This is a genomic window from Polynucleobacter sp. AP-Feld-500C-C5, from assembly GCF_018882265.1.
In the GTDB taxonomy this organism is placed as follows: Bacteria; Pseudomonadota; Gammaproteobacteria; order Burkholderiales; family Burkholderiaceae; genus Polynucleobacter.
Genome location: NZ_JACVOW010000001.1, coordinates 103,469 through 125,546, shown reverse-complemented (window position 1 = coordinate 125,546; position 22,078 = coordinate 103,469). Strand labels below are relative to the sequence as shown.

The 22,078-nt window shown below is 45.8% G+C and carries 20 protein-coding genes and 1 pseudogene; 6 read left to right on the top strand and 15 right to left on the bottom strand.

The annotated features are described in order from the left end of the window. Nucleotide 1: 1 nt before the first annotated feature. The 14 genes and pseudogenes from murA to ICN21_RS00620 form a co-directional block, all read right to left on the bottom strand. Nucleotides 2-1,276, bottom strand: coding sequence for a UDP-N-acetylglucosamine 1-carboxyvinyltransferase (gene murA / locus ICN21_RS00685; protein WP_216175993.1), 1,275 nt, complete (start codon nucleotides 1,274-1,276; stop codon nucleotides 2-4). A 63-nt stretch (nucleotides 1,277-1,339) separates the two neighbouring features. Continuing rightward, nucleotides 1,340-1,588: a BolA family protein gene (locus ICN21_RS00680; protein ID WP_215296134.1), complete on the bottom strand. Its 249-nt coding sequence runs from the start codon at nucleotides 1,586-1,588 to the stop codon at nucleotides 1,340-1,342. Between the two features lie 34 nt (nucleotides 1,589-1,622). Continuing rightward, the gene (locus ICN21_RS00675) at nucleotides 1,623-2,423 is read right to left on the bottom strand and encodes an ABC transporter permease (RefSeq protein ID WP_216123494.1); all 801 of its coding nucleotides are present in this window, start codon (nucleotides 2,421-2,423) and stop codon (nucleotides 1,623-1,625) included. A gap of 65 nt (nucleotides 2,424-2,488) precedes the next feature. Further along, nucleotides 2,489-3,172: pseudogene (locus tag ICN21_RS00670) on the bottom strand (ABC transporter ATP-binding protein); the annotation flags it as partial. A 4-nt stretch (nucleotides 3,173-3,176) separates the two neighbouring features. Beyond that, nucleotides 3,177-3,434 (bottom strand): lipid asymmetry maintenance protein MlaB, encoded by a 258-nt coding sequence (locus ICN21_RS00665; RefSeq protein ID WP_216175989.1) that lies wholly within the window; start codon nucleotides 3,432-3,434, stop codon nucleotides 3,177-3,179. 16 nt (nucleotides 3,435-3,450) lie between these two features. Continuing rightward, entirely contained in the window at nucleotides 3,451-4,077 is a 627-nt protein-coding gene (locus tag ICN21_RS00660; RefSeq protein WP_255534141.1) for a phospholipid-binding protein MlaC, read from the bottom strand. Nucleotides 4,078-4,178: 101 nt separating this feature from the next. Next, nucleotides 4,179-4,937: a VacJ family lipoprotein gene (locus ICN21_RS00655; RefSeq protein WP_216175985.1), complete on the bottom strand. Its 759-nt coding sequence runs from the start codon at nucleotides 4,935-4,937 to the stop codon at nucleotides 4,179-4,181. After that, complete coding sequence (gene mlaD / locus ICN21_RS00650) at nucleotides 4,937-5,419, bottom strand: outer membrane lipid asymmetry maintenance protein MlaD (protein ID WP_216175983.1); 483 nt, start codon at nucleotides 5,417-5,419, stop codon at nucleotides 4,937-4,939. Before mlaD ends, ICN21_RS00655 begins: the two co-directional genes overlap by 1 nt. Before the next feature lie 21 nt (nucleotides 5,420-5,440). Continuing rightward, entirely contained in the window at nucleotides 5,441-6,229 is a 789-nt protein-coding gene (gene mlaE, locus ICN21_RS00645; protein ID WP_215319484.1) for a lipid asymmetry maintenance ABC transporter permease subunit MlaE, read from the bottom strand. Beyond that, nucleotides 6,229-7,077: an ABC transporter ATP-binding protein gene (locus ICN21_RS00640; RefSeq protein WP_216175981.1), complete on the bottom strand. Its 849-nt coding sequence runs from the start codon at nucleotides 7,075-7,077 to the stop codon at nucleotides 6,229-6,231. The genes mlaE and ICN21_RS00640 overlap by 1 nt, the downstream gene beginning before the upstream one ends. A 10-nt stretch (nucleotides 7,078-7,087) precedes the next feature. After that, nucleotides 7,088-8,551 (bottom strand): glutamate synthase subunit beta, encoded by a 1,464-nt coding sequence (locus tag ICN21_RS00635; protein WP_216175979.1) that lies wholly within the window; start codon nucleotides 8,549-8,551, stop codon nucleotides 7,088-7,090. A gap of 54 nt (nucleotides 8,552-8,605) precedes the next feature. Beyond that, nucleotides 8,606-13,351: a glutamate synthase-related protein gene (locus ICN21_RS00630; protein WP_216175977.1), complete on the bottom strand. Its 4,746-nt coding sequence runs from the start codon at nucleotides 13,349-13,351 to the stop codon at nucleotides 8,606-8,608. 183 nt (nucleotides 13,352-13,534) lie between these two features. Continuing rightward, nucleotides 13,535-14,239 carry a transposase gene (locus ICN21_RS00625; RefSeq protein WP_216123481.1) on the bottom strand — a complete coding sequence of 235 codons (705 nt, stop codon included), beginning with the start codon at nucleotides 14,237-14,239 and terminating at the stop codon, nucleotides 13,535-13,537. A 12-nt stretch (nucleotides 14,240-14,251) separates the two neighbouring features. Next, nucleotides 14,252-16,588, bottom strand: a complete 2,337-nt coding sequence (locus ICN21_RS00620) for a penicillin-binding protein 1A (RefSeq protein WP_216175976.1) — start codon at nucleotides 16,586-16,588, stop codon at nucleotides 14,252-14,254. A gap of 119 nt (nucleotides 16,589-16,707) precedes the next feature. Between ICN21_RS00620 and ICN21_RS00615 the strand changes: the two genes are divergently transcribed. The 4 genes from ICN21_RS00615 to aroB all read left to right on the top strand — a co-directional run bounded on the left by ICN21_RS00615 (nucleotide 16,708) and on the right by aroB (nucleotide 20,092). After that, on the top strand, nucleotides 16,708-17,367 hold the full coding sequence (locus ICN21_RS00615; RefSeq protein ID WP_216175974.1) for a hypothetical protein: 660 nt from the start codon (nucleotides 16,708-16,710) through the stop codon (nucleotides 17,365-17,367). Nucleotides 17,368-17,465: 98 nt separating this feature from the next. Continuing rightward, nucleotides 17,466-18,464, top strand: coding sequence for a secretin and TonB N-terminal domain-containing protein (locus ICN21_RS00610; RefSeq protein WP_251370017.1), 999 nt, complete (start codon nucleotides 17,466-17,468; stop codon nucleotides 18,462-18,464). Between the two features lie 12 nt (nucleotides 18,465-18,476). Beyond that, nucleotides 18,477-19,001 carry a shikimate kinase gene (locus tag ICN21_RS00605; RefSeq protein WP_216175971.1) on the top strand — a complete coding sequence of 175 codons (525 nt, stop codon included), beginning with the start codon at nucleotides 18,477-18,479 and terminating at the stop codon, nucleotides 18,999-19,001. Between the two features lie 8 nt (nucleotides 19,002-19,009). Then, a complete protein-coding gene (gene aroB / locus ICN21_RS00600; protein WP_255534140.1) occupies nucleotides 19,010-20,092 on the top strand; it encodes a 3-dehydroquinate synthase in 1,083 nt (360 codons plus the stop codon). Here the strand turns inward: aroB and cyaY are convergent. Next, nucleotides 20,089-20,472 carry an iron donor protein CyaY gene (gene cyaY / locus ICN21_RS00595; RefSeq protein WP_216175968.1) on the bottom strand — a complete coding sequence of 128 codons (384 nt, stop codon included), beginning with the start codon at nucleotides 20,470-20,472 and terminating at the stop codon, nucleotides 20,089-20,091. The two genes, aroB and cyaY, sit on opposite strands and share 4 nt — an antisense overlap. Nucleotides 20,473-20,519: 47 nt before the next feature. Between cyaY and ICN21_RS11140 the strand changes: the two genes are divergently transcribed. Together ICN21_RS11140 and lysA are read left to right on the top strand one after the other, a co-directional pair. After that, nucleotides 20,520-20,699, top strand: a complete 180-nt coding sequence (locus ICN21_RS11140) for a lipoprotein (RefSeq protein ID WP_223146553.1) — start codon at nucleotides 20,520-20,522, stop codon at nucleotides 20,697-20,699. Further along, the gene (gene lysA, locus ICN21_RS00590) at nucleotides 20,696-21,994 is read left to right on the top strand and encodes a diaminopimelate decarboxylase (protein WP_216861614.1); all 1,299 of its coding nucleotides are present in this window, start codon (nucleotides 20,696-20,698) and stop codon (nucleotides 21,992-21,994) included. The genes ICN21_RS11140 and lysA overlap by 4 nt, the downstream gene beginning before the upstream one ends. Nucleotides 21,995-22,078 lie beyond the last annotated feature (84 nt).

Genomic DNA, 22,078 nt, shown 5'->3' with positions numbered 1-22,078 from the left:
GTTACTTCACGCGTTCAATGTTAGCGCCCAAGAGGGTCAACTTTTGCTCCATACGGTCATATCCACGATCTAAATGGTAAATTCGGTCAACCTGGGTTTCGCCTTGGGCTGCAAGCCCCGCAATCACTAGGCTGGCAGAGGCGCGTAGGTCAGTCGCCATAACAATGGCACCAGAAAGCTTTTCTACACCCCGAGCAATCGCGGTGTTGCCTTCAATTGCAATATCAGCGCCTAGACGATTGAGTTCCTGAACATGCATAAAGCGGTTCTCAAAAATAGTCTCGGTAATAGTTGAACTGCCACTAGCTACTGCATTGACCGCCATCAGTTGCGCCTGCATATCCGTTGGAAATGCGGGGTACTCAGAAGTACGGAAACTCACTGCTTTTGGACGAGCCCGCATGGAAGCTTTGACCCAATCAGGACCCACCTCCATTTGTAAGCCAGCCTCTTTCAACTTCACCATCACTGCATCGAGCGTATCGGGACGACAGTCCTTGACTAGCACCTCGCCACCAGCGGCAGCGACTGCACAAAGGAAGGTGCCCGCTTCAATCCGATCCGGAATCACAGAGTGTTCAGCGCCGTGTAATTTCTCGACACCCTCAATCACCAAACGATCACTACCAATTCCCGAAATCTTCGCGCCCATCTTCACTAATAGTTCAGCTAAATCACCAACCTCTGGTTCGCGTGCAGCATTTTCCAAAATGGTTGTGCCTGAAGCTAAAGTTGCCGCCATCAATAAATTTTCTGTACCAGTGACAGTAATCATGTCTGTCAAAATTGAAGCGCCTTTTAGGCGATCAGTTGACGGATTTGTTTCAGCCTGAATGTAACCACTCTTAATTCTGATGCTTGCACCCATGGCCTTTAAGCCTTTAATATGCTGATCCACAGGGCGGGCGCCAATTGCACAACCGCCTGGCAAAGAAACCTTGGCGCTATGCATTCTGGTAAGAAGCGGACCTAGCACCAAGATAGAAGCGCGCATGGTTTTTACCATCTCATAGGTAGCTTCTGAGCTCTTGATGGCTGCAGCATTCAATATCACATGGTTACGATTTTCTGCATCAGGAAAGCTCACCACCACACCAATCTCTTGCAAGAGTTTAAGCATGGTACGAACATCTTGAAGATCTGGAACATTACGTAAGACCACCGGTTCATCGGTTAATAGGCAAGCACACAAAATGGGTAAAGCGGCATTTTTAGCACCAGCTATCTTGACCTCACCCTTGAGGGGGGTCCCGCCTACCATTCGTAATTTATCCATGAAACGCTTCCAGTAAAAACTTGTGTATGTGATTTAAATCTTGTTGATGTTCTGGGTTTTCTACTAGGCAGCTGAATTCTGAGCAAACTCTTCTGGTGTAAATACCTTCATTGATAAAGCATGTACTTCAGCTTTCATACGATCGCCCATCGCACCATAAACCAATTGATGACGCTGTACGAGACGCTTACCTTCAAACTCAGGACTAACAATCGTTGCGAAAAAATGTTGGCCGTCACCCTCAACCTGAACGTGAGTACAGTTAATGCCTTGTTTGATATAGCCCTCAATCTGCTCGGGGGTTGGAAACATGCTTCTCTCCTCAAAATCGATATAGTGCAAATCATTAATGGCGCAGCTTATAACCCTTTTGCAATAAGCGCAAAGCAACGGCTGAAACTACCGCAAAGAAACACAGAACGATGGCTAAGCTACTCCATGGGGAAACATCAGAGACACCAAAGAATCCAAAGCGAAAACCATCAATCATATAAAAGAATGGATTGAAATGGGATACAACCTGCCAAGCGGGAGGCAGAGAATGAATCGAATAGAAAACCCCCGATAACATTGTGGCGGGCATGATGATGAAGTTTTGAAAAGCAGCTAGTTGATCGTATTTATCTGCCCAAATACCTGCTATCAAGCCTAAGCTACCAAGAATGGCAGCACCTAAAAAGGCAAACGCCAAAATCCATAGTGGATGCTCTAAGGAGGGCAATCCAAACCAGAGCGTAATTAAAAATACACCTAAGCCAACAACAATTCCACGAAATACAGCGGCCAAAATATACGCTGCATAAAACTCAAAGTGACTCAAAGGGGCAAGCAATACAAATACCAAGTTGCCGGTAACCTTTGATTGAATCAGGGATGAAGAAGTATTTGCAAAGGCATTTTGCAACACACTCATCATGACCAATCCTGGAATTAAGAAAGCGGTGTAATTCAAGCGTCCATAGACTTCCCTACCCTCTAATACATGGCCAAAAATCATGAGGTAGAGAACTGCGGTTAAGACTGGCGCGGCCACTGTCTGAAAAGCCACCTTATAGAAACGCTTCACCTCTTTAAACAACAAAGTCGGAAAGCCACTGCCATATTCGAGGGCGGGCTTATTGAGAGCCTGATTTGGGGCTTTACTCACAATGCACCTCCCGACATGATGTTGACAAATACATCTTCAAGATCAGTTTTACCTTCACCATCTTTTTTCACTGAGCCATAGCGGGTGAGTAAATTTGCAGTTGTATCTAAGGCAACAATATTGCCCTGCTTGAGCATCGCAATACGCTGACACAAAGCCTCGGCTTCTTCCAAGTAATGAGTGGTTAATACAATCGTGTGACCATCCTGATTGAGTCTGCTAATAAATTGCCACAAGGATTGACGTAGCTCGACATCAACGCCAGCAGTAGGCTCATCCAAAATAATGACGGGTGGTCGATGGACTAAGGCTTGGGCAACCAATACGCGACGTTTCATACCACCAGACAAAGCACGCATATTGCTATCAGCTTTTCCTGTGAGATCTAAATTTGCCATGATTTCATCGATCCAGGCATCGTTGTTGCGGATACCAAAATAGCCTGACTGAAAACGCAAAGTCTCGCGAACAGTAAAGAATGGGTCAAAGACTAATTCTTGCGGCACAACGCCGAGCATACGACGCGCTTCACGAAATGAACTCTGAACATCTGCCCCCAAGATGGCCGCATGTCCTTTATCGGCCCTTACCAGACCTGCAAGAATCGAAATCAGCGTGGTCTTACCCGCACCATTGGGTCCGAGCAGTCCAAAAAACTCTCCAGGCTCAATTTCCAAAGAAACATCATCTAGCGCTTGAAGGGCACCGTATTGCTTTGAAATATGTTGAATCGAGATCGCTGAATGCATGCTGCTACAAACCTAGCAATGCAGAGACACCATAGACATTGGCTAATACTTTGAGCTTTTCAGGAGGACGCTCAACTATTAAAGACTGTCCATCAGCTTGTAACTTTTTTTGCCATGCCAATAAGACTGTCAAAACCGTTGAATCAAAATCTGTTAGGGCTGAGCAATCAACGTTTGTCAACGCTGCACTATTTAATAAGCCCTCTTTTTGCAACTGCAGAGCATTTTCTTGTGTAACCGTCTGAGGCAAAAGAAAGGGCATAGTTTGGGGGCTTAAATTAATTCGCAGGCTTTACAGTTGCGAGCTGTTTGTTACGATCTTGCAAGAATTTCACAAGACCTTCAACGCCATTTTGGCTAATCTGGTTTGTAAACTGATTACGATAGGCTTCCACCAACCAAACGCCCATGATGTTCATGTCGTAAACTTTCCAGCCCTTATCCGTTTTTTCTAAACGGTAATCTAAAGGTACTGGATCGCCACGACCAAGCACTACAGTTTTAACAACGACCTCTTTGTCATCTGGTGCAGCACGCAACGCTTTAAATTGCACAGTCTGATCGCGCAATTGACTGAGTGCGCCAGAGTAAGTACGGATCAGTAGATTCTTAAATTCAGAAGTAAGTTGCACCTGTTGCTCAGGAGTCGCTTTTTTCCAGTTAGGGCCCATCGCCATTTCGGTAGTGCGGCGCATATCGGTATAGGGCACAATTTTCTTTTCGACCAAATCTACAATCTTCGGAATATTGCCTTTTTGAATTTCTGCATCAGCCTTGACTGAAGCCATGACATCGGTCACCACCATCTTGATTAAGGCATCTGGAGGGGTTGCCTGATCAGGCACTTGCGCAAAGAGGGGGCCAGAAATCAACAGCAAGCCGATTGCTAAGCATCTGGAAAACATATTGCAACTTTTCATATATTCCAACTCGCTAGATTTAACTAAAACATTGAACTCATTGAGGGCTCATTTTAGCCCTTTACACCAACCCTTGAGCGCTGTGCTTACTGGTAAGGGTTTTCGTAAACCGGCATCTGAGGCTCTTCGTCATCACGCCCCTCATTAATCTGATATTGACGCCTTTGAATATAGGCATCTCGCATGAAGCTGTACTTATCAATAGCAGCTCCATCCAAAAGATCGCCAGCTTCATAATAGGTATTACGTGCATTTACTACACGCAAACCAGTGATGCTATTACGTAGACCCACATCTTTTACATACTTAAATAGGTAATCAGACTCTAGATCAGCGACTGTACCGAAGGTATCGCGTACGTTACTTGGACCAAAGAAAGGCAGAACAACATAAGGACCAGCAGGCACACCCCATACACCAAAGGTTTGACCCCAGTCTTCTTTATGCTTCTCAAGGCCACCTGGAGTAGCTAAATCTATAAAGCCTCCAAGACCCATCGTTGTATTCACAGCGACACGCATGAAATCATTGAAAGCATAACCAGGCTTACCCTGTAATAAGTTATAGAAAATGTTATAGATATCGCCGTAGTTACTAAAGAAGTTATAGATACCGTCGCGAACAAACTCAGGCAATACAAAACGATAACCAGCAACTACCGGCTTTAACAAATAAGCATCTAGGCCTTCGTTAAATTCAAAGACAGAGCGATTGAAAGACTCCCATGGATCATGGGGAGAAGGTTCTACACCCGCAGGAATAGAGGCGCAACCTACTAATGTAGCAGCCATGCAAAGCAAGATGCATTGCCTAAGCTTGCTGATGAACTTGACTGCTGACAACATTATTTTGCTGTGCTCTTCTCTTGGCCGCTATCAGCAGCCTTGTTGTAGAGAAACTGACTAATCAGATTTTCTAAAACAATCGCTGATTGGGTTTGTGAAATCTTTTCACCATTAGTCAACATATCATCTGACCCACCAGCTTCTAGTCCAATGTACTGCTCACCCAATAGACCTGAAGTCAAAATCTTTGCCGATGAATCTTTGGGAAACTTATAAGAGTCTTCTATCGTCATTACAACAGTTGCTTGATAGGTTTTGTCATCAAATGAAATATTGGCGATGCGCCCCACTACGACACCAGCACTCTTGACAGGCGCACGAGGCTTGAGTCCACCGATATTGTCAAAGCGCGCAGAAATTTTGTATGTCGGCGCAAATGAAACAGCATTCATATTGCCAACTTTTAATGCAAGAAATAACGCTGCCAGCAAACCAATGGCAACAAAAATTCCTACCCAGATGTCAATTACACTTTTTCTCATAAGAACCCTAGTTTATTCTTTCTAATTTGAGAACATCATTGCGGTTAGCAAGAAATCCAACGCTAAAACCGACAAAGAAGAGATCACCACGGTACGTGTGGTTGCCTGTGAAACACCTTCAGGCGTTGGTTTTGCCTCATAGCCTTGATACAAGGCTATGAAAGTCACCGCCACACCGAATACCAAGCTTTTAATCAAGCCATTTCCAATATCAGAAAAGAGGTCTACGCCGCCCTGCATTTGTGACCAAAACGCCCCGGAATCGACCCCAATTAAAGGGACGCCAACAAAATAACCGCCCATCACACCCACAGCCGTAAAAATCGTTGCCAAGATCGGCATAGAAATAATGCCAGCCCACAGACGCGGGGCAATCACACGGCCCAATGGGTCTACCGCCATCATCTCCATGGCACTTAACTGTTCACCGGCTTTCATTAACCCAATTTCTGCGGTTAAAGAAGTGCCGGCACGCCCCGCAAACAATAAGGCGGTAATGACTGGGCCCAACTCACGCGTAAGGGACAAGGCAACCAATAAACCTAAAGCTTGTTCTGAACCATAGCGGTTTAAGGTGTAGTAACCCTGGAGACCCAAAACAAACCCAACAAACAAACCGGAGACTGCAATGATCACAAATGAGTGATTGCCAACAAATAAAATTTGATCCACAACTAAGCGTGGTCTTTTCAATAAAAAACCTGAGCGCCAAATGACTGCAGCAAACATGCGCGTAGCTAGTCCAAGACTAATTAAGTTACGACGAATAAAAAATCCGAGGTCACCAAAAAGATTGAGGATTGCAGTCATCAAGCCCTCACTCCAAAATCTTCTTCCAAGCTTTGGCCCGGGTAATGAAATGGCACCGGACCATCAGGCGCGGCGTCTAAAAACTGTCTGACAAAAGGATCTGTGGAGCGACTTAATTCCTCAGGCGTACCTTGTGCACCAATGCTGCCATTCGCAATGAAATACACATAATCTGCAATCTCAAAGGTTTCTTCAACATCGTGCGTGACCAATAGGCTCGTGGCCCCTAGGGCATTATTCAGGTCGCGAATGAGCCTAGCTGTAATGCCCAAAGAAATGGGATCCAAGCCTGCAAAGGGCTCGTCGTACATGATAAGCGGAGGATCTAATGCAATTGCTCTAGCCAGAGCCACTCGTCTTGCCATACCACCCGAAATTTGCGAGGGCATTAAATCGCGTGCGCCACGCAAACCCACTGCATTTAATTTCATGAGTACGAGTGAGCGCAAAAGCTCTTCACTTAAATCGGTATGTTCACGTAATGGAAACGCGACGTTTTCAAAAACACTCAGATCGGTGAACAAGGCGCCGAATTGAAAAAGCATTCCCATGCGACGACGGGTAGCCATCAATTCCTTGCTACTCATCTTGCCAATATCCTGACCTTCGAATAAGACCTGTCCAGATTGGGCGGTGAATTGACCACCAATTAAACGCAAAATCGTTGTCTTGCCACAGCCAGATCCACCCATTACGGCAACCACCTGGCCACGACGGAACTCCATATTGAGCCCTGACAAAATTTGTCGCTCGCCAGGGGCATAGGAAAAGTTGACGTCTTTGATAGAGACGACAACTTCACCTAGAGATTTTTTGACATCCAATGAGCTTGGCCGAGGACTATTCATATCCCCAATATTATCGGGGTAAAACAGATGACCCCATTAAGTACTGGTCTACTGCTTGGGCGCATTGGCGACCTTCACGAATTGCCCAAACTACTAAGGATTGACCGCGGCGCATATCCCCCGCAGCAAAAACCTTAGAAACGTTAGTTTGATAGGCATTTTGACCATCTACGGTGGCTTTTGCATTGCCACGAGCATCTTTCTCAACACCAAAAGCATTGAGTACTTGCTGAACTGGCGATACAAAGCCCATCGCCAAGAGCACCAAATCTGCCTTGATCTCAAATTCAGTATTGGGAACTTCGGTCATCTTGCCGTCTTTCCATTCCAAACGAACACCGATCAATTTTTCTACCTTACCGTTTTTACCTTCAAAACGTTTGGTTCCCACTGACCAATCACGATCACAACCTTCTTCGTGTGAAGAAGATGTGCGCAACTTGGTTGGCCAATAAGGCCATACCAATGGCTTGTTCTCTTCTTCTGGCGGCTGAGGAAGCAGCTCAAACTGAGTGATCTTGGTCGCGCCATGACGGTTCGATGTCCCCACGCAATCAGAACCCGTATCACCGCCACCAATCACGACAACGTGTTTATCGGTTGCACGAATTTCGTTCTTAAAGTCACCTGCATTTTCTTTATTTTGGGGAATCAAGAAATCCAATGCATAGTGAACACCAGCCAATTCACGACCCGGTACTGGCAGATCACGTGGTTGCTCAGCGCCACCAGTAATGACCACTGCATCAAAATCTTTCATTAACTGCTCAGGCGAAACAGTCTTGGTAGAGTAATTTTTTACTTCTGCACCCATGGCTTCTTTACCAACAAAAACGCCTGTTTCAAATTTCACGCCTTCGGCCTGCATCTGCTCTACACGACGATCAATCAGCCACTTCTCCATTTTGAAATCTGGAATACCATAGCGCAATAAACCACCAACGCGATCGTTCTTCTCAAACACAGTCACGTCATGACCAACGCGCGCTAATTGTTGGGCGGCTGCCATACCTGCAGGACCACCACCAACAATCGCCACCTTCTTGCCAGTCTTCGTTTTAGAGGGCTGTGGTTTTACCCAGCCGCTTTCCCAGCCCTTATCAATAATGGCGTGCTCAATGGACTTAATGCCAACGGGTGCACGATTAATGCCTAATGTACAAGCAGCTTCGCAAGGTGCTGGACAAATACGACCCGTAAATTCTGGGAAATTATTAGTAGACTGCAAAACATCTAAGGCATTCTTCCAATCGTTATGAAACACTAAGTCGTTGAAGTCTGGAATGATGTTATTCACTGGGCAGCCGTTATTACAGAACGGAATACCACAGTCCATACAACGCGCGCCCTGAACTTTGGCTTCTTCGTCAGTTAACGCTACAACGAATTCTTTGTAGTGGTGGAGACGTTTAGTGGGCGCTTCGTATGTCTCATCGACGCGCTCAAACTCCATAAATCCAGTGACCTTACCCATATCTAATCCTTAATATCTTTTCTTAATATCCGTCTATCTGTTTACTTAAGCTACTTAAGCAGCGACCGTTTTCTTCTGAGCCTTTTCCCACAACTCACCTAAAGCACGCTTGTACTCAGTGGGGAGAACCTTCATAAAACGACCGCGGGCATTTTCCCAATCAGCCAAGATTGCTTTAGCGCGCTCTGAACCGGTATAGCGGAAATGACGCTCAATCAAGCTCTTCAAGATTTGTTCGTCTGTTAAGCGCTCGCCACCATCTTTAACATCGACAGGAGCATGCCACTCAGACTTCGGCATCTTGGCGCTCTGTTCGGCAGAAGGAAGTACTTTTTCCAAAGTCGCCATGCTGGTATTGCAACGCTTATCGAATAAACCATCTTCGTCATAGACATAAGCAATACCGCCGCTCATGCCGGCAGCAAAATTACGCCCTGTTGTACCCAACACGACTACGGTTCCACCAGTCATGTACTCACAACCATGGTCACCAGTACCTTCAACAACTGTAGTAGCACCAGAGTTACGAACTGCGAAACGTTCACCAGCAACGCCATTAAAGAATGCTTCACCAGCGATTGCACCGTACAGAACAGTGTTGCCAACAATGATGTTCTTCGCCGTATCGCCACGGAACTCATGTGGAGCACGAACAATGACGCGACCGCCGGATAAACCTTTACCAACGTAGTCATTTCCATCGCCGACTAGATCGAGGGTAATACCGCGAGCCAAAAACGCCGCGAAACTTTGACCGGCAGTGCCATTCAACTGAATATGAATTGTGTCATCAGGTAAGCCAGCATGCCCATAGCGCTGTGCCACCTCACCAGAGAGCATTGCACCTACTGTACGGTTCACGTTCTTGACTGAGACAATGAAAGAGACTTTCTCACCACGCTCTAAGGCAGGCTCACTCTTCTCAATCAAAATATTGTCAAGCGCACTTGCCAAACCATGATCTTGATTGAGCACTTGATAACGTGGAACGTCTGCAGCCACTTGAGGTTCAGCAAAGATCTTGCTGAAGTCCAGACCATGTACCTTCCAGTTCTCAATGCCCTTACGGGTATCTAACAAATCAACACGACCAATCAAGTCATCGAACTTACGAATACCCAATTGCGCCATGATCTCGCGTGCTTCTTCTGCGATAAAGAAGAAGAAGTTCACAACATGCTCAGGTTTACCAGAAAACTTCTTACGGAGTTCTGGGTCTTGAGTAGCAACACCTACTGGGCAGGTATTCAAATGACACTTACGCATCATGATGCAACCCTCAACTACCAATGGAGCTGTTGCAAAACCGAACTCATCTGCCCCCAATAAAGCGCCAATTACCACATCGCGACCCGTCTTCATTTGGCCGTCAGCCTGAACACGAATACGGCTACGTAACCCATTTAGAACCAAGGTTTGCTGAGTTTCAGCTAACCCGAGTTCCCATGGTGAACCTGCATGCTTAATAGAAGACAGTGGTGAAGCGCCAGTACCGCCATCATGACCAGCAATCACAACGTGATCTGCTTTGGCCTTAGCAACGCCAGCAGCAACCGTACCAACACCTACTTCAGAAACCAACTTGACTGAAACGTCGGCTTTTGGATTCACGTTTTTTAAATCGTGAATCAACTGAGCGATATCTTCAATTGAATAAATGTCATGGTGTGGAGGAGGAGAAATCAAGCCAACGCCCGGTACAGAGAAACGCAACTTACCAATGTAGTCAGATACTTTTCCGCCTGGTAATTGACCGCCCTCACCTGGCTTTGCACCTTGCGCCATCTTGATCTGAATTTGATCAGCCGAACGGAGATACTCAGTAGTGACGCCAAAACGACCAGAAGCTACTTGTTTAATCTTAGAGCGTAATGAGTCGCCATCAAGCAATGGAATATTAGCTTCAACGACATCACTGCCTAGGATGCTAGAGAGGGTTTCGCCCTTCTTGATTGGGATACCTTTGAGTTCATTTACATAACGATTAGGATCTTCGCCACCTTCTCCCGTATTGGATTTACCGCCAATACGATTCATCGCAATCGCTAAAGTAGCGTGTGCTTCAGTAGAGATCGAACCCAAAGACATCGCACCTGTTGCAAAACGTTTAACGATTTCTTTTGCAGACTCAACTTCATCCAATGGAATAGCTTTACTTGGATCAAGCTTGAACTCAAACAAACCACGCAAAGTCATCTGACGCTTAGTTTGATCATTAATAATGTTGGCGTACTCTTTATAAGTCTGGTAGCCCTTCTCCGCACCAGTGCGAGTAGAGTGTTGCAGCTTCGCAATCGTGTCAGGCGTCCACATATGGTCCTCACCACGAATACGGAATGCATATTCACCACCAGCATCCAACATATTGGTCAATACTGGATCATTACCGAATGCAGCACCGTGCATGCGCAAAGCTTCCTCAGCCACTTCAAATACGCCGATACCACCAACATTAGATGGAGTGCCTTTAAAGTACTGATCAATGATGTCGTGGTTTAGGCCGATTGCTTCAAAAATCTGTGAGCCGGTATAAGACATGTAGGTAGAGATGCCCATTTTGGACATGACTTTTTGCAAGCCCTTACCAACTGCTTTCACGAAGTTCTTCACGGCTTTTTCAGCAGATAAATCTCCTGACAAGCCTTTAGCCATCTCAGCCAAAGTTTCCAGCGCGAGGTATGGATGAATAGCTTCCGCACCATAACCCGCCAAGAGCGCAAAGTGGTGGGTCTCACGCGCACTGCCAGTCTCTACTACGAGGCCAACGCTGGTACGTAAACCTTTTTGAACCAAGTGCTGGTGAATTGCTGAAGTCGCCAACAATGCAGGAATAGCAACGTGCTTCTCATCCACTTGACGATCGCTGACGATCAAGATGTTGTAGCCAGAACGAACAGCGTCAGCAGCTTCCGCACACAAAGATGCTAAGCGCGCTTCAATACCGGCTTTACCCCATAGTGCTGGATAGCAAATGTCTAACTCATAGGAACGGAACTTACCATTGGTGTAGTGACCAATATGACGAATCTTGGTGATGTCATCAAAATCTAAAATCGGCTGACTCACCTCTAAACGCATTGGAGGGTTGATATTGTTGGTATCTAACAAATTAGGCTTAGGCCCAATGAAAGAAACCAAAGACATCACCATGTTTTCGCGGATTGGATCAATCGGCGGATTGGTGACCTGCGCAAACAATTGTTTGAAGTAGTTATAGAGAGGCTTGTTCTTGTTTGAGAGAACAGCCAACGGACTGTCATTACCCATTGAACCAATCGCCTCTTCACCATTCATGGCCATTGGAGCCATCAGGTATTTGATATCTTCTTGGGTATAACCAAACGCTTGTTGGCGATCGAGTAATTTTGCTGCCGGACGAATGGTTGTCTTCTCATCGATTAAGTCTGCTTTGCTGGCATCCACTTCATCCAACTTCACGCGCACTGCATCAATCCAGCTCTTGTAGGGCTTGGCTTTAGAGACAGCATTCTTAAGTTCAATGTCATCAATGATGCGACCTTGTTCCATATCGATCATGAACATCTTGCCTGGTTGCAGACGCCATTTTTGAACAATCTTGCTTTCAGGAATTGCTAACACGCCAGCCTCAGAAGCCATGATGACCAAGTCATCATCCGTTACGTAATAACGTGCTGGGCGCAAACCATTGCGATCCAAAGTTGCACCAATTTGACGACCATCAGTAAATGCCATTGCAGCAGGGCCATCCCATGGCTCCATCATGGCTGCGTGGTATTCATAAAATGCGCGGCGGTTGTCATCCATCAAGGTATGTTGTTCCCATGCCTCAGGAATCATCATCATCATGGCTTGTGCCAATGGATAGCCAGACATTACCAATAACTCTAAGCAGTTATCAAAGCAGGCAGTATCAGACTGACCTGGATAAATGAGTGGCCAGAGTTTTTTTAAGTCATCACCGAGCACTGGGGAGCTGATTGCACCTTCACGTGCATTAACCCAATTCACGTTACCCTTAACTGTGTTGATCTCACCATTGTGCGCAATCATGCGGTATGGGTGAGCCAACTCCCAAGCAGGGAAGGTGTTGGTAGAGAAGCGTTGATGTACTAGGGCTAAAGCAGATACAGTCCGCTGATCCTGTAAATCTTGATAGTACGCACCTACTTGATTTGCTAATAACAAACCTTTGTACACAATCGTCCGTGCAGACATCGATGCTACGAAATATTCTTTGCCATGCTTCAAATGCAAATCTTGAATAGCATGACTTGCTGTTTTACGAATCACATATAACTTGCGCTCCAGTGCATCCGTTGTCATGATGTCGCGCCCGCGACCGATAAAAATTTGACGAATGAATGGCTCTGTCATTTGCACCGTTGGAGACATCGGCAACTTCACATCTACCGGCACATCTCTCCAACCTAAAACAACCTGACCTTCTAAACGCACAGTGCGCTCTAACTCTTGCTCGCAAGCTAAACGTGATGCATTTTCTTTTGGCAAGAAAATCATGCCAACGCCATACTCGCCGTATGGAGGTAATGCGACTCCTTGCTTGGCCATCTCCTCGCGATACAAAGTATCTGGGATCTGAATCAAAATTCCTGCACCATCACCCATCAGTGGGTCAGCACCAACAGCGCCCCGGTGATCTAAGTTCTCCAAAATCTGCAGGCCCTGAGAAACAATCTCGTGTGATTTTTTACCCTTGATGTGGGCAACAAAACCTACGCCGCAAGCGTCATGCTCATTGCATGGGTCATATAAACCTTGAGCAATAGGACGAAGAACTGAATTGAGTTGTGTGGTCATAGTATTTCCGAGGGCGACAAAGGCCTAATAACTTTTGGAGGATCAAATATAGGGGAATACCCATACCGATGCAATAGAAATAAAATGACTCTGTCCCATTTATTTTCAGGCGAAACCATAATCCGTTTTTTAATTAGGGACAGACTCGAGGTAAGCAGCACTTCAAATACTACTCAATAAACCCTATCCTTTTGTATTTAAAGGGTTTATTTTCTTTGGGCGTCCTCGAGTTCGGATCTGAACTAACTCAGGAGCATCTTTAAATAGCTTTTTGGCATAAATATCGCTTATCCAAGGCTTTGAACGGACCAAAGACTCGGTGATTTGTTGGTCTTCCCAGTGAGGGGCGCCCTCTTTGACAAACTCGGCCCACTTCATTTGTCTCTCAAAGGGGGTATTGCCCAACTTCCAAAAATGCTGATGGTCGACCAGCCACGGTTCTGCATTTCCCCCAATATGAGTGGTAAAGCTAGTCCAGACTGAATCCTGAGGATTAGATTCATATCCAGCCCTTACTGGATTCAACTCAATATAGCGCTGGCAACGCAAAAAATAATTGGGGTCAATGAGAGATGAACGATACCTCCCCTCCCAAATTGTTCCAGAGCGATGATGCTGTTGATTAAAGTACTGGGCATAGCGACGACCTAAAGACTGCATTGTCTTTGCCAATGAATCGTCATTTTGGGGGGTCATTAATAAATGCACATGATTTGGCATTAATGCAAACGCATGAACAGCACAAGCAAACTGTTTTGCTGCTTGACGCAACCATTCCAAATAAATCCTTCGATCATCATCGCTAAAGAATAGTGTTTCGCGATTATTGCCACGCACCATCACATGCATTGCTTGGCCAGGTATGACAGTGCGTGCTTGCCGAGCCATGGTGATGACGAACTACTGTAGTTCGCGTACTCCACCACTGCGAGAGAACTCAGGAATAAACCAATCGCCATCCGCTTGCGTTACACCCTCTGGAACAGGACGTGATTCTTGTGGAGAATCTCTCAAAGCGGTCGTCATATAAGCAATCCACATTGGTAAAGCAAGGCCGCCACCTGTTTCACGATCACCCAAACTCGCTGGCTTATCAAAACCAATCCAAGCAATGGCAACAACTTGAGGGTTGTAACCTGCAAACCAGGCATCATGGGATTCATTAGTAGTGCCCGTCTTACCAGCAATATCGTTACGCCCAAGCTTGACGCGGGCCGATGCAGCAGTGCCTGTCTTGGTCACTTCTTGCAGCATGCTATCCATCACAAAGGCAGTACGAGCATCTAAAACACGAGGAGCACCATCGCCTACGCGTGTTGGTTTAGCTTCAAACAAAATAGTGCCTTTCGCATCAACCATCTTATCGATCAAGAATGGATCTACCCGATAACCGCCATTTGCAAACACACTATATGCGGAAGCCATTTGCAAAGGCGTTACTGATCCCGCACCCAAAGCCATGGTCAGATAAGGTGGATGCTTCTCCGGCTCAAAACCAAATCGTTGAATAAATTCCTGAGCATATGAGGGACCAATAGCTCGAATAATACGGACGGATACTAAGTTCTTCGATTTGGCCAAAGCATTCCGCAAACGCATCATGCCGTCATATTTACCATCGTAGTTTTTTGGCTCCCACGCTTGGCTGCCAGTCTCTAAGCTGCCTATGGATAAAGGCGCGTCATTGACCATCGTGCTTGGCGTAAAACCTTTTTCAATTGCTGCAGCATAAATAAACGGCTTGAATGAAGAGCCTGGCTGACGTAAGGCCTGGGTCACGTGATTAAATTGATTGCGACGGAAATCAAACCCTCCTACCAAGGAGAGAATCGCGCCCGTATTTGCATTCATGGATACAAAGGCAGCTTCAACCTGTGGCAATTGCGCCAGTTTCCATACACCACCGTCCGATAGCAATCTCACCACTGCGCCTGGACGTAGACGCTTTTTGGGCTGAGTACTGTCAGTCAAAGAAGCTGTGGCTAACTTCATGCCATCGCCCTTGAGCGTGATAGTGTCGCCAGTAGAAATCATCACCTGCATTTCCTTTGGCTTTACATCCAACACAACACCAGACTGCAAGTCATCCAACTGAGGATAGGCTAACAAGGCTTCGTCGATAGCGCGCTGACGTTTCACCTGCTCTTGAGGTAAATCAATAAAGCCTTCTGGACCACGGTATGCGTGGCGCAGGTCATACTCGAATATTCCACGACGCACTGCTTTATAAGCGGCGTCTTGGTCGGCCTTCAAGATGGTGGTGTATACATCGATCCCTTGAGAATAGATTGCTTCGCCGTATTGACTAAACAGTAATTGGCGGACCATCTCGGCAGGGAAATCTGCGCGCACTGCAAACTCATTACCTAGTCCACGGATGCGCAACTCCTCAGCCATTGCTTTTTGGTATTGCTCAGTACTGATGTAGCCAAGATCGCGCATGCGCTGCAAAATATATTCTTGACGAATCTTTGCGCGCCTGTAATTAGTCACTGGGTTGTATGCCGAAGGGGCTTTAGGTAATCCGGCCAACATCGCCGATTCTGCAATCGAGATATCTTTTAAGTCCTTGCCGAAATAAATCTGTGCTGCACTAGAAAATCCATATGCCCGCTGGCCCAAGAAAATTTGGTTCATATAGATTTCAAGGATCTTATCCTTGGTTAACTGAGATTCAATTTCCCAGGCTAACAAGACTTCATAAATTTTCCTGCTAAAAGTTTTCTCATTACTCAAGAAGAAATTGCGAGCAACCTGCATCGTAATAGTCGAGGCACCCTGTGAAAGGTTTCCTCGTAAATTGGTTGCTGCTGCCCGAATGATTCCCACATAATCTACGCCACCATGAGAGTAGAAGCGATCATCCTCAATGGCCAATACAGCGTTTTTCATGCTCGCTGGAATTTCACTCAGCGGAATGACTTTGCGGCGTTCTTCACCAAACTCACCGATTAATACCTTATCAGCCGTATATATACGCAAAGGTGTTTTGGGGTTGTAATCCGTTAATGCAGAAATTTTTGGCAAATTGGGTTTGGCTATCAGAAAGGCGTATCCCAATATCAGCGTCACCACGAATGCCGCGGCTACGCCAATAATGAGTAATGCTTTAACAAGGGGGCTGCCAGAAGATTTTCGTGGCGCGCCTGGATCGACTCGAGGCTGACGTGGACGTCTGTCGGGCTGACGAATAGGACGTTGATTAAACGTCGGCTTGTCTTTTGGGGGAAGCGCCATAAGCTTAAATTATAGGGTGCCTAGGCAATTCCACCGAAAGCTCCAAAACCCTCGTTTTCCGACCACTAGTTCAATAAAGGCTGATAGTTTTTTGTCTCCCACATTCTCAGAATATGGGCATGCCTTCACGCCAAATATCCCCGCAGTCCTTTGATGAAATTTTGACTGAACTTGGGGATGATCCTGCAATCCCAGACCCCCATGGAATCCGTAAATCTGGTAGCCCCAAAACCCAGCCAAAAGTACAGGTCCCAAGTCAGATTCCATCTGTAGCTGATCTCAAGAAAATTGGCATATTAATTGCAGTGGTTGTCGGCTTAATTGGTCTAGGGATTGTCTTATTTACCGTCTACGATTCTCCGCAAGCCTTCGAGGAATCGAATCTAGCAATGGCACAAAACCAGATTTCAGAACTCAAAAAAGAATTGACTAATGTACGTGAAGAAATTCTAGAAATTGAGGATGAGCTATATGATGCAATTGATTTATTAGAAGTTAGTGCTTACTCATTAAACTACAATAAGCCTTCAATAACCACAAAACCTAAACCTCAAACAATTCCTTTCGAGGCTGAACTTCGTCGTTGGCGTTACTTGGGGCTTAGCCAAATTGGCTCATCCCAGCGAGCCTTTTTCCACAATGGGAAAGGAACGGTCATGCTTGAAAAAGGATCTCTCGCACTGGGTGATTGGAGGCTTAGCCAGCTCGATAAAGAGCTTGCCATCCTTACCCATTCTCAAGGCAAATCTTTTACTCTCAAACCCGCCAAAACTGAATGATCTTTCCACTCAAAAACCACATCCTATGCCTAGTCCTATTGACGATTGTTTTAAGTACCCCCGCAGCTGGAACGCTTGCGCAAAATAAGGAGCTAAAAGTGCCTATCAGTTTGCAATTTACTGATATTGATGTGGTTGAGCTTTTACAAATTCTTGCCAAACTTGGCAGCACCAATTTTTTATTAAGCGAATCCATTAAAGGCAAGATCACGGTCGATCTTCACAACACGCCTTGGCAAACTGCCCTCCACTCCATTTTGGCTAGCCGAGGTTTGCGCTTAGTCAGAAATGGTGACATCTACTGGATTGGTCCACATGCGGAAATTGCTGCATTTCAGAAATATCGCCGCGAAGATGCTGCACTTCCTTTTGGCGGGGATCACATCAATAGTCCACAACAGATCTTGATTGAGGCTCGCATTGTAGAAGCGGATGAGCGCTTTGCCCGTGAGCTTGGCGCCAAACTGGGTTACCAAGTAAATTCTCTGGGCGGAATTCCAGATAACAAAATTAGTAGTAGCTTTGATTTGGCTGGCACCGGCTTAAATGGCTTTAACCCCGCAGCAGTGGCGGCAACCTTAGTTTCTAAGAACGCTAGCCGCCTTTTACAGATAGAGCTCTCAGCACTCGAGTCAGAAGGTCAGGGCAAGATTCTCTCTAATCCGCGCATCATGACCGGAGATCAGGTGAAGGCCACAATTGAGCAAGGAACCGAACTGCCATACCAAACCACCTCACAAAATGGTAGCAAGCTGCAGTTCAGAAAAGCCAACTTGCGTTTAGAGGTTTTACCCAAAATCCATCCTGATGGAAAAATTTCTATGTTGGTCGGGATTAATAAAGACACTATTGGTATGAAAACAGAGCAGGGTTACGCCATCGATACCAAAAGCCTCAGCTCCGAAGTCACCGTAGAAAACGGTGGCACTGCCATTATTGGTGGAATCTTCCAAACCACCGAAAGAGAGGATGAGGTCAAGGTGCCTGTATTGGGAGATATCCCCCTGATTGGCCATTTATTTCGCCATAAATCCAAATTAAAAGATAAAACTGAACTCCTAGTCTTCCTAACCCCCACCGTTCTAGATAAACCCTAATAAAATCAAAGGGTGAACTCTATAACGAACAATATCTTTCTAATCGGCCTCATGGGCGCCGGAAAGTCGACCGTTGGTAAAGTTCTAGCAAAAAAATTAGGGCGTCGATTTTTAGATGCTGATCACGTTATTGAAGAGCGTTGTGGTGTAAAAATTCCCGTCATCTTTGAGATGGAAGGTGAAGAAGGCTTTCGCAAGCGCGAAGCTCAAGCCATTCGTGAGGTCACGAATGAAAAAAATATCGTGCTTGCTACTGGTGGTGGCGCTGTATTGCTGCCAGAGAATCGCAAAGCTCTGAGCGAAAAAGGCACTGTCATTTATCTACATGCTAATCCGATTGAATTATGGCATCGTACTAAGAGTGGGGAAGGTCGCCCCCTGCTTCTCAACGGGGATGCAAAAAAAATTCTAGAAAATTTATACGTCATTCGTGATCCTTTATATCGCGAGATTGCTGATCATGTCATTGAAACTGGTAAGCCCAGCGTCAATCAGCTGGTGAACACCTTAATCATGCAACTTGAACTTTCCACTTGAAATTTATGATGAAAACACTTGAAGTTGATCTTGGTAATCGCAGCTATCCAATTTACATTGGCACTGACTTAATTGATCAGCCTCAGTTATTTAGCGCCTGCGAAAAATCAAGCTCGATTTACATCGTCACCAATACAACAGTGGCCCCCCTATATGCCCAGCGCCTTACCAAAACTCTAGAAACTTTTGGCAAGCCGGTAAGAACTATCACCCTGCCAGATGGTGAGTCATATAAAGATTGGAAAAATCTCCAATTGATTTTTGATGACCTTCTAAAATTCGGCGCCGATCGTCAAACCATGTTAGTAGCTTTGGGTGGTGGCGTGATTGGAGATATGACTGGCTTCGCAGCTGCTAGCTTCATGCGTGGTATTCGCTTTATTCAAGTACCCACCACTCTTTTAGCTCAAGTAGATTCTTCCGTTGGCGGCAAAACGGGCATCAATCATCCTTTAGGTAAAAACATGATTGGCGCCTTTCATCAGCCGGTTGCCGTCATTGCTGACCTGAATACTTTGAAGACACTGCCACCACGAGAACTATCTGCAGGACTTGCTGAAGTAGTGAAACATGGTGCGATTGCGGATTCTCAATTTTTAGATTGGATTGAAGCAAATGCAAAATCATTACTAAATTGTGATACCGCTGCAATGGGTCATGCGGTCCTGCGTTCTTGTGAAATTAAATCCGCAGTGGTTTCTGCTGACGAGAGAGAAGGTGGCATTCGTGCTACCTTGAACTTTGGGCATACCTTTGGTCATGCGATTGAGGCAGGCATGGGTTACGGTGAATGGTTACATGGTGAAGCGGTTGGATGCGGCATGGTGCTTGGTGCAGACTTATCTTGCCGACTCAATTTCATTACCAAGGCAGAGGCTGAGCGTCTAACCAACATTATTCAGTCAATGAATCTTCCAATCGCTCCGCCAAAATTTGGTGCTGAGCGTTATATGGAACTCATGCAAGTTGATAAAAAAACGGAGGGAGGGCAAATCCGCTACGTAGTTCTAGAAAAAATTGGTAAGGCGCAAATTAAAAGCGTGCCAGATGCACAGGTTATTGATACCTTAATAGCAACTGGGGCTGCTTAAACCTTAATTAGTTGAATCTTGACTGGCTGCCCCGCTTGGGTGCTAGCAAATTCTGAAAGATCGCTCAAAAGCTCTTTGCCAGTCTTAGTGTCCAGCCAGAGGGGCTGCGATATGGTTCCTGCCCAGCGATAGTGATAACCGCCTGATTTCGCAGCTACCCAAATTTCATGGAGCGGGGCTTGGGTATTGACCACAATCACGCTTTTATCCCGAAACCGAATATTGATGACATTGCCTCCTTGGCGCTCCACATCCAGATCGAGATCCAACTCATCATCGGCAGACTCTAATGCCACTTCGATCGATTGCAATAGATTGCTGCCCAACTGGTAAAACTGCTTGTCATCAATGGTTTCCACACCTGAATTATTTGGATTCATAACAGAGTCCTGCATGCTATATTCAATCATTCGTTTTAGAGACATTCATGATAGCGATTCTTAACAGAGCCCTTGGTATTAGCCTCCTAATATCCCTTGTGGGATGTGGGGTTAGAGGTCCCCTGTTCATACCAAATGTGCCGCCTGCTCCTACAGCCCCTTCTGAGCCTGAGCCTAAGGGCAAACTATACCCGCCACCCGCCACTTCATCATCGGTCCAGCAATGACAAGCAAAGTAATTCCTCTTCCTAAATTATCTGGATTTACTGAACGTAGTGGTAATTGGTATGCCGAAGACATTGCGCTGGCAGATTTAGCAAAAGAATTTGGTACCCCACTTTACGTTTACAGTAAAAAAGCACTGACTGAGGCATACCAAGCGTACGACAAAGCTTGCATGGATAACAAAGGTAATCGTCGTGCACGCGTTCACTATGCCATGAAGGCCAACAGTAACTTAGCCGTCATTGATTGCTTTAAACAACTTGGTGCCGGTTTTGATTTGGTCAGTGGAGGCGAATTAGCTCGTGCATTAGCGATTGGCGCAGATCCTAAGAGCTTGGTATTTGCTGGCGTTGGTAAATCCGCTTCTGAAATTGCAACTGCACTCAAAGCTGGTGTCAAATGCATCAATGTGGAATCGATTGCTGAGCTTCACAAAATTAATCACGTTGCAACCGAACTTAAGCTACGTGCCCCGATTTCCTTACGCGTCAATCCTGATGTCGATGCGCAAACACATCCCTATATCTCTACCGGTTTAAAAGGAAATAAGTTTGGCATCGCGTATCACGAAGTATTAAAAACTTATCGTGAAGCGGCACAGCTCTCTCAAATTGATGTCGTTGGAATTGATTGTCATATTGGCTCTCAAATCACCACGACTGCGCCTTACCTAGATGCGCTTGATAAAGTATTGGATCTGGTAGCGCAACTGAAAAAAGAAGGCATCGTTATTCATCATCTTGATCTCGGTGGTGGCCTCGGAATTTCCTATAGTGATGAAACACCTCCTGATATCACCGACTTCACTAATACCTTATTAAATCGAGTGGCAGAACGCGGGTTTGGGCATTTAGATGTTGTCCTTGAGCCTGGCAGGTCCCTAGTAGGCAATGCTGGCGTGCTTTTGACCACCGTTGAATACCTCAAGCCCGGTGCTGAGAAAAACTTTTGTATCGTTGACGCAGCCATGACTGAACTCATGCGCCCTGCCCTGTATGAGGCTCACCATGGCATCGTTCCAGTACAAGCTAAAGAAGCCAAGGGACTCACTTATGACATCGTGGGTCCTGTATGCGAATCAGGTGATTGGCTTGGAAGAGATCGCTATCTTGCCGTTGAAGAGGGTGATCTTCTGGCTATTCTTTCTGCTGGTGCTTATGGATTTGTGATGGCCTCGAACTACAACACGCGCCCCAAACCAGCAGAGATTATGGTTGATGGAAAGAATGCTTATGTAATTCGTGCTCGTGAAAAAACGACGGACTTGTTTACAAGTGAAAGTGTTTTACCAAAATAATTTACGAGAAAAATTACTACTGCTTTAAAAGTGTTGGACAAATAAAAACCCCGCTACATGAGCGGGGTTTTTATTTAAAGCTTG

Excerpts from the sequence above, each read along its gene's own strand:
- lysA (WP_216861614.1), top strand. The coding sequence starts at position 20,696 with ATGACAAGCAAAGTAATTCCTCTTCCTAAATTATCTGGATTTACTGAA.
- ICN21_RS00665 (WP_216175989.1), bottom strand. The coding sequence starts at position 3,434 with ATGCCCTTTCTTTTGCCTCAGACGGTTACACAAGAAAATGCTCTGCAG.
- cyaY (WP_216175968.1), bottom strand. The coding sequence starts at position 20,472 with ATGAATCCAAATAATTCAGGTGTGGAAACCATTGATGACAAGCAGTTT.
- ICN21_RS00680 (WP_215296134.1), bottom strand. The coding sequence starts at position 1,588 with ATGTTTCCAACCCCCGAGCAGATTGAGGGCTATATCAAACAAGGCATT.
- aroB (WP_255534140.1), top strand. The coding sequence starts at position 19,010 with ATGAAAACACTTGAAGTTGATCTTGGTAATCGCAGCTATCCAATTTAC.
- ICN21_RS00615 (WP_216175974.1), top strand. The coding sequence starts at position 16,708 with ATGCCTTCACGCCAAATATCCCCGCAGTCCTTTGATGAAATTTTGACT.
- mlaE (WP_215319484.1), bottom strand. The coding sequence starts at position 6,229 with ATGACTGCAATCCTCAATCTTTTTGGTGACCTCGGATTTTTTATTCGT.
- ICN21_RS00630 (WP_216175977.1), bottom strand. The coding sequence starts at position 13,351 with ATGACCACACAACTCAATTCAGTTCTTCGTCCTATTGCTCAAGGTTTA.
- ICN21_RS00655 (WP_216175985.1), bottom strand. The coding sequence starts at position 4,937 with ATGTTGTCAGCAGTCAAGTTCATCAGCAAGCTTAGGCAATGCATCTTG.
- ICN21_RS00635 (WP_216175979.1), bottom strand. The coding sequence starts at position 8,551 with ATGGGTAAGGTCACTGGATTTATGGAGTTTGAGCGCGTCGATGAGACA.
- ICN21_RS00660 (WP_255534141.1), bottom strand. The coding sequence starts at position 4,077 with ATGTTTTCCAGATGCTTAGCAATCGGCTTGCTGTTGATTTCTGGCCCC.
- ICN21_RS00640 (WP_216175981.1), bottom strand. The coding sequence starts at position 7,077 with ATGAATAGTCCTCGGCCAAGCTCATTGGATGTCAAAAAATCTCTAGGT.
- murA (WP_216175993.1), bottom strand. The coding sequence starts at position 1,276 with ATGGATAAATTACGAATGGTAGGCGGGACCCCCCTCAAGGGTGAGGTC.
- ICN21_RS00620 (WP_216175976.1), bottom strand. The coding sequence starts at position 16,588 with ATGGCGCTTCCCCCAAAAGACAAGCCGACGTTTAATCAACGTCCTATT.
- mlaD (WP_216175983.1), bottom strand. The coding sequence starts at position 5,419 with ATGAGAAAAAGTGTAATTGACATCTGGGTAGGAATTTTTGTTGCCATT.
- ICN21_RS11140 (WP_223146553.1), top strand. The coding sequence starts at position 20,520 with ATGATAGCGATTCTTAACAGAGCCCTTGGTATTAGCCTCCTAATATCC.
- ICN21_RS00625 (WP_216123481.1), bottom strand. The coding sequence starts at position 14,239 with ATGGCTCGGCAAGCACGCACTGTCATACCTGGCCAAGCAATGCATGTG.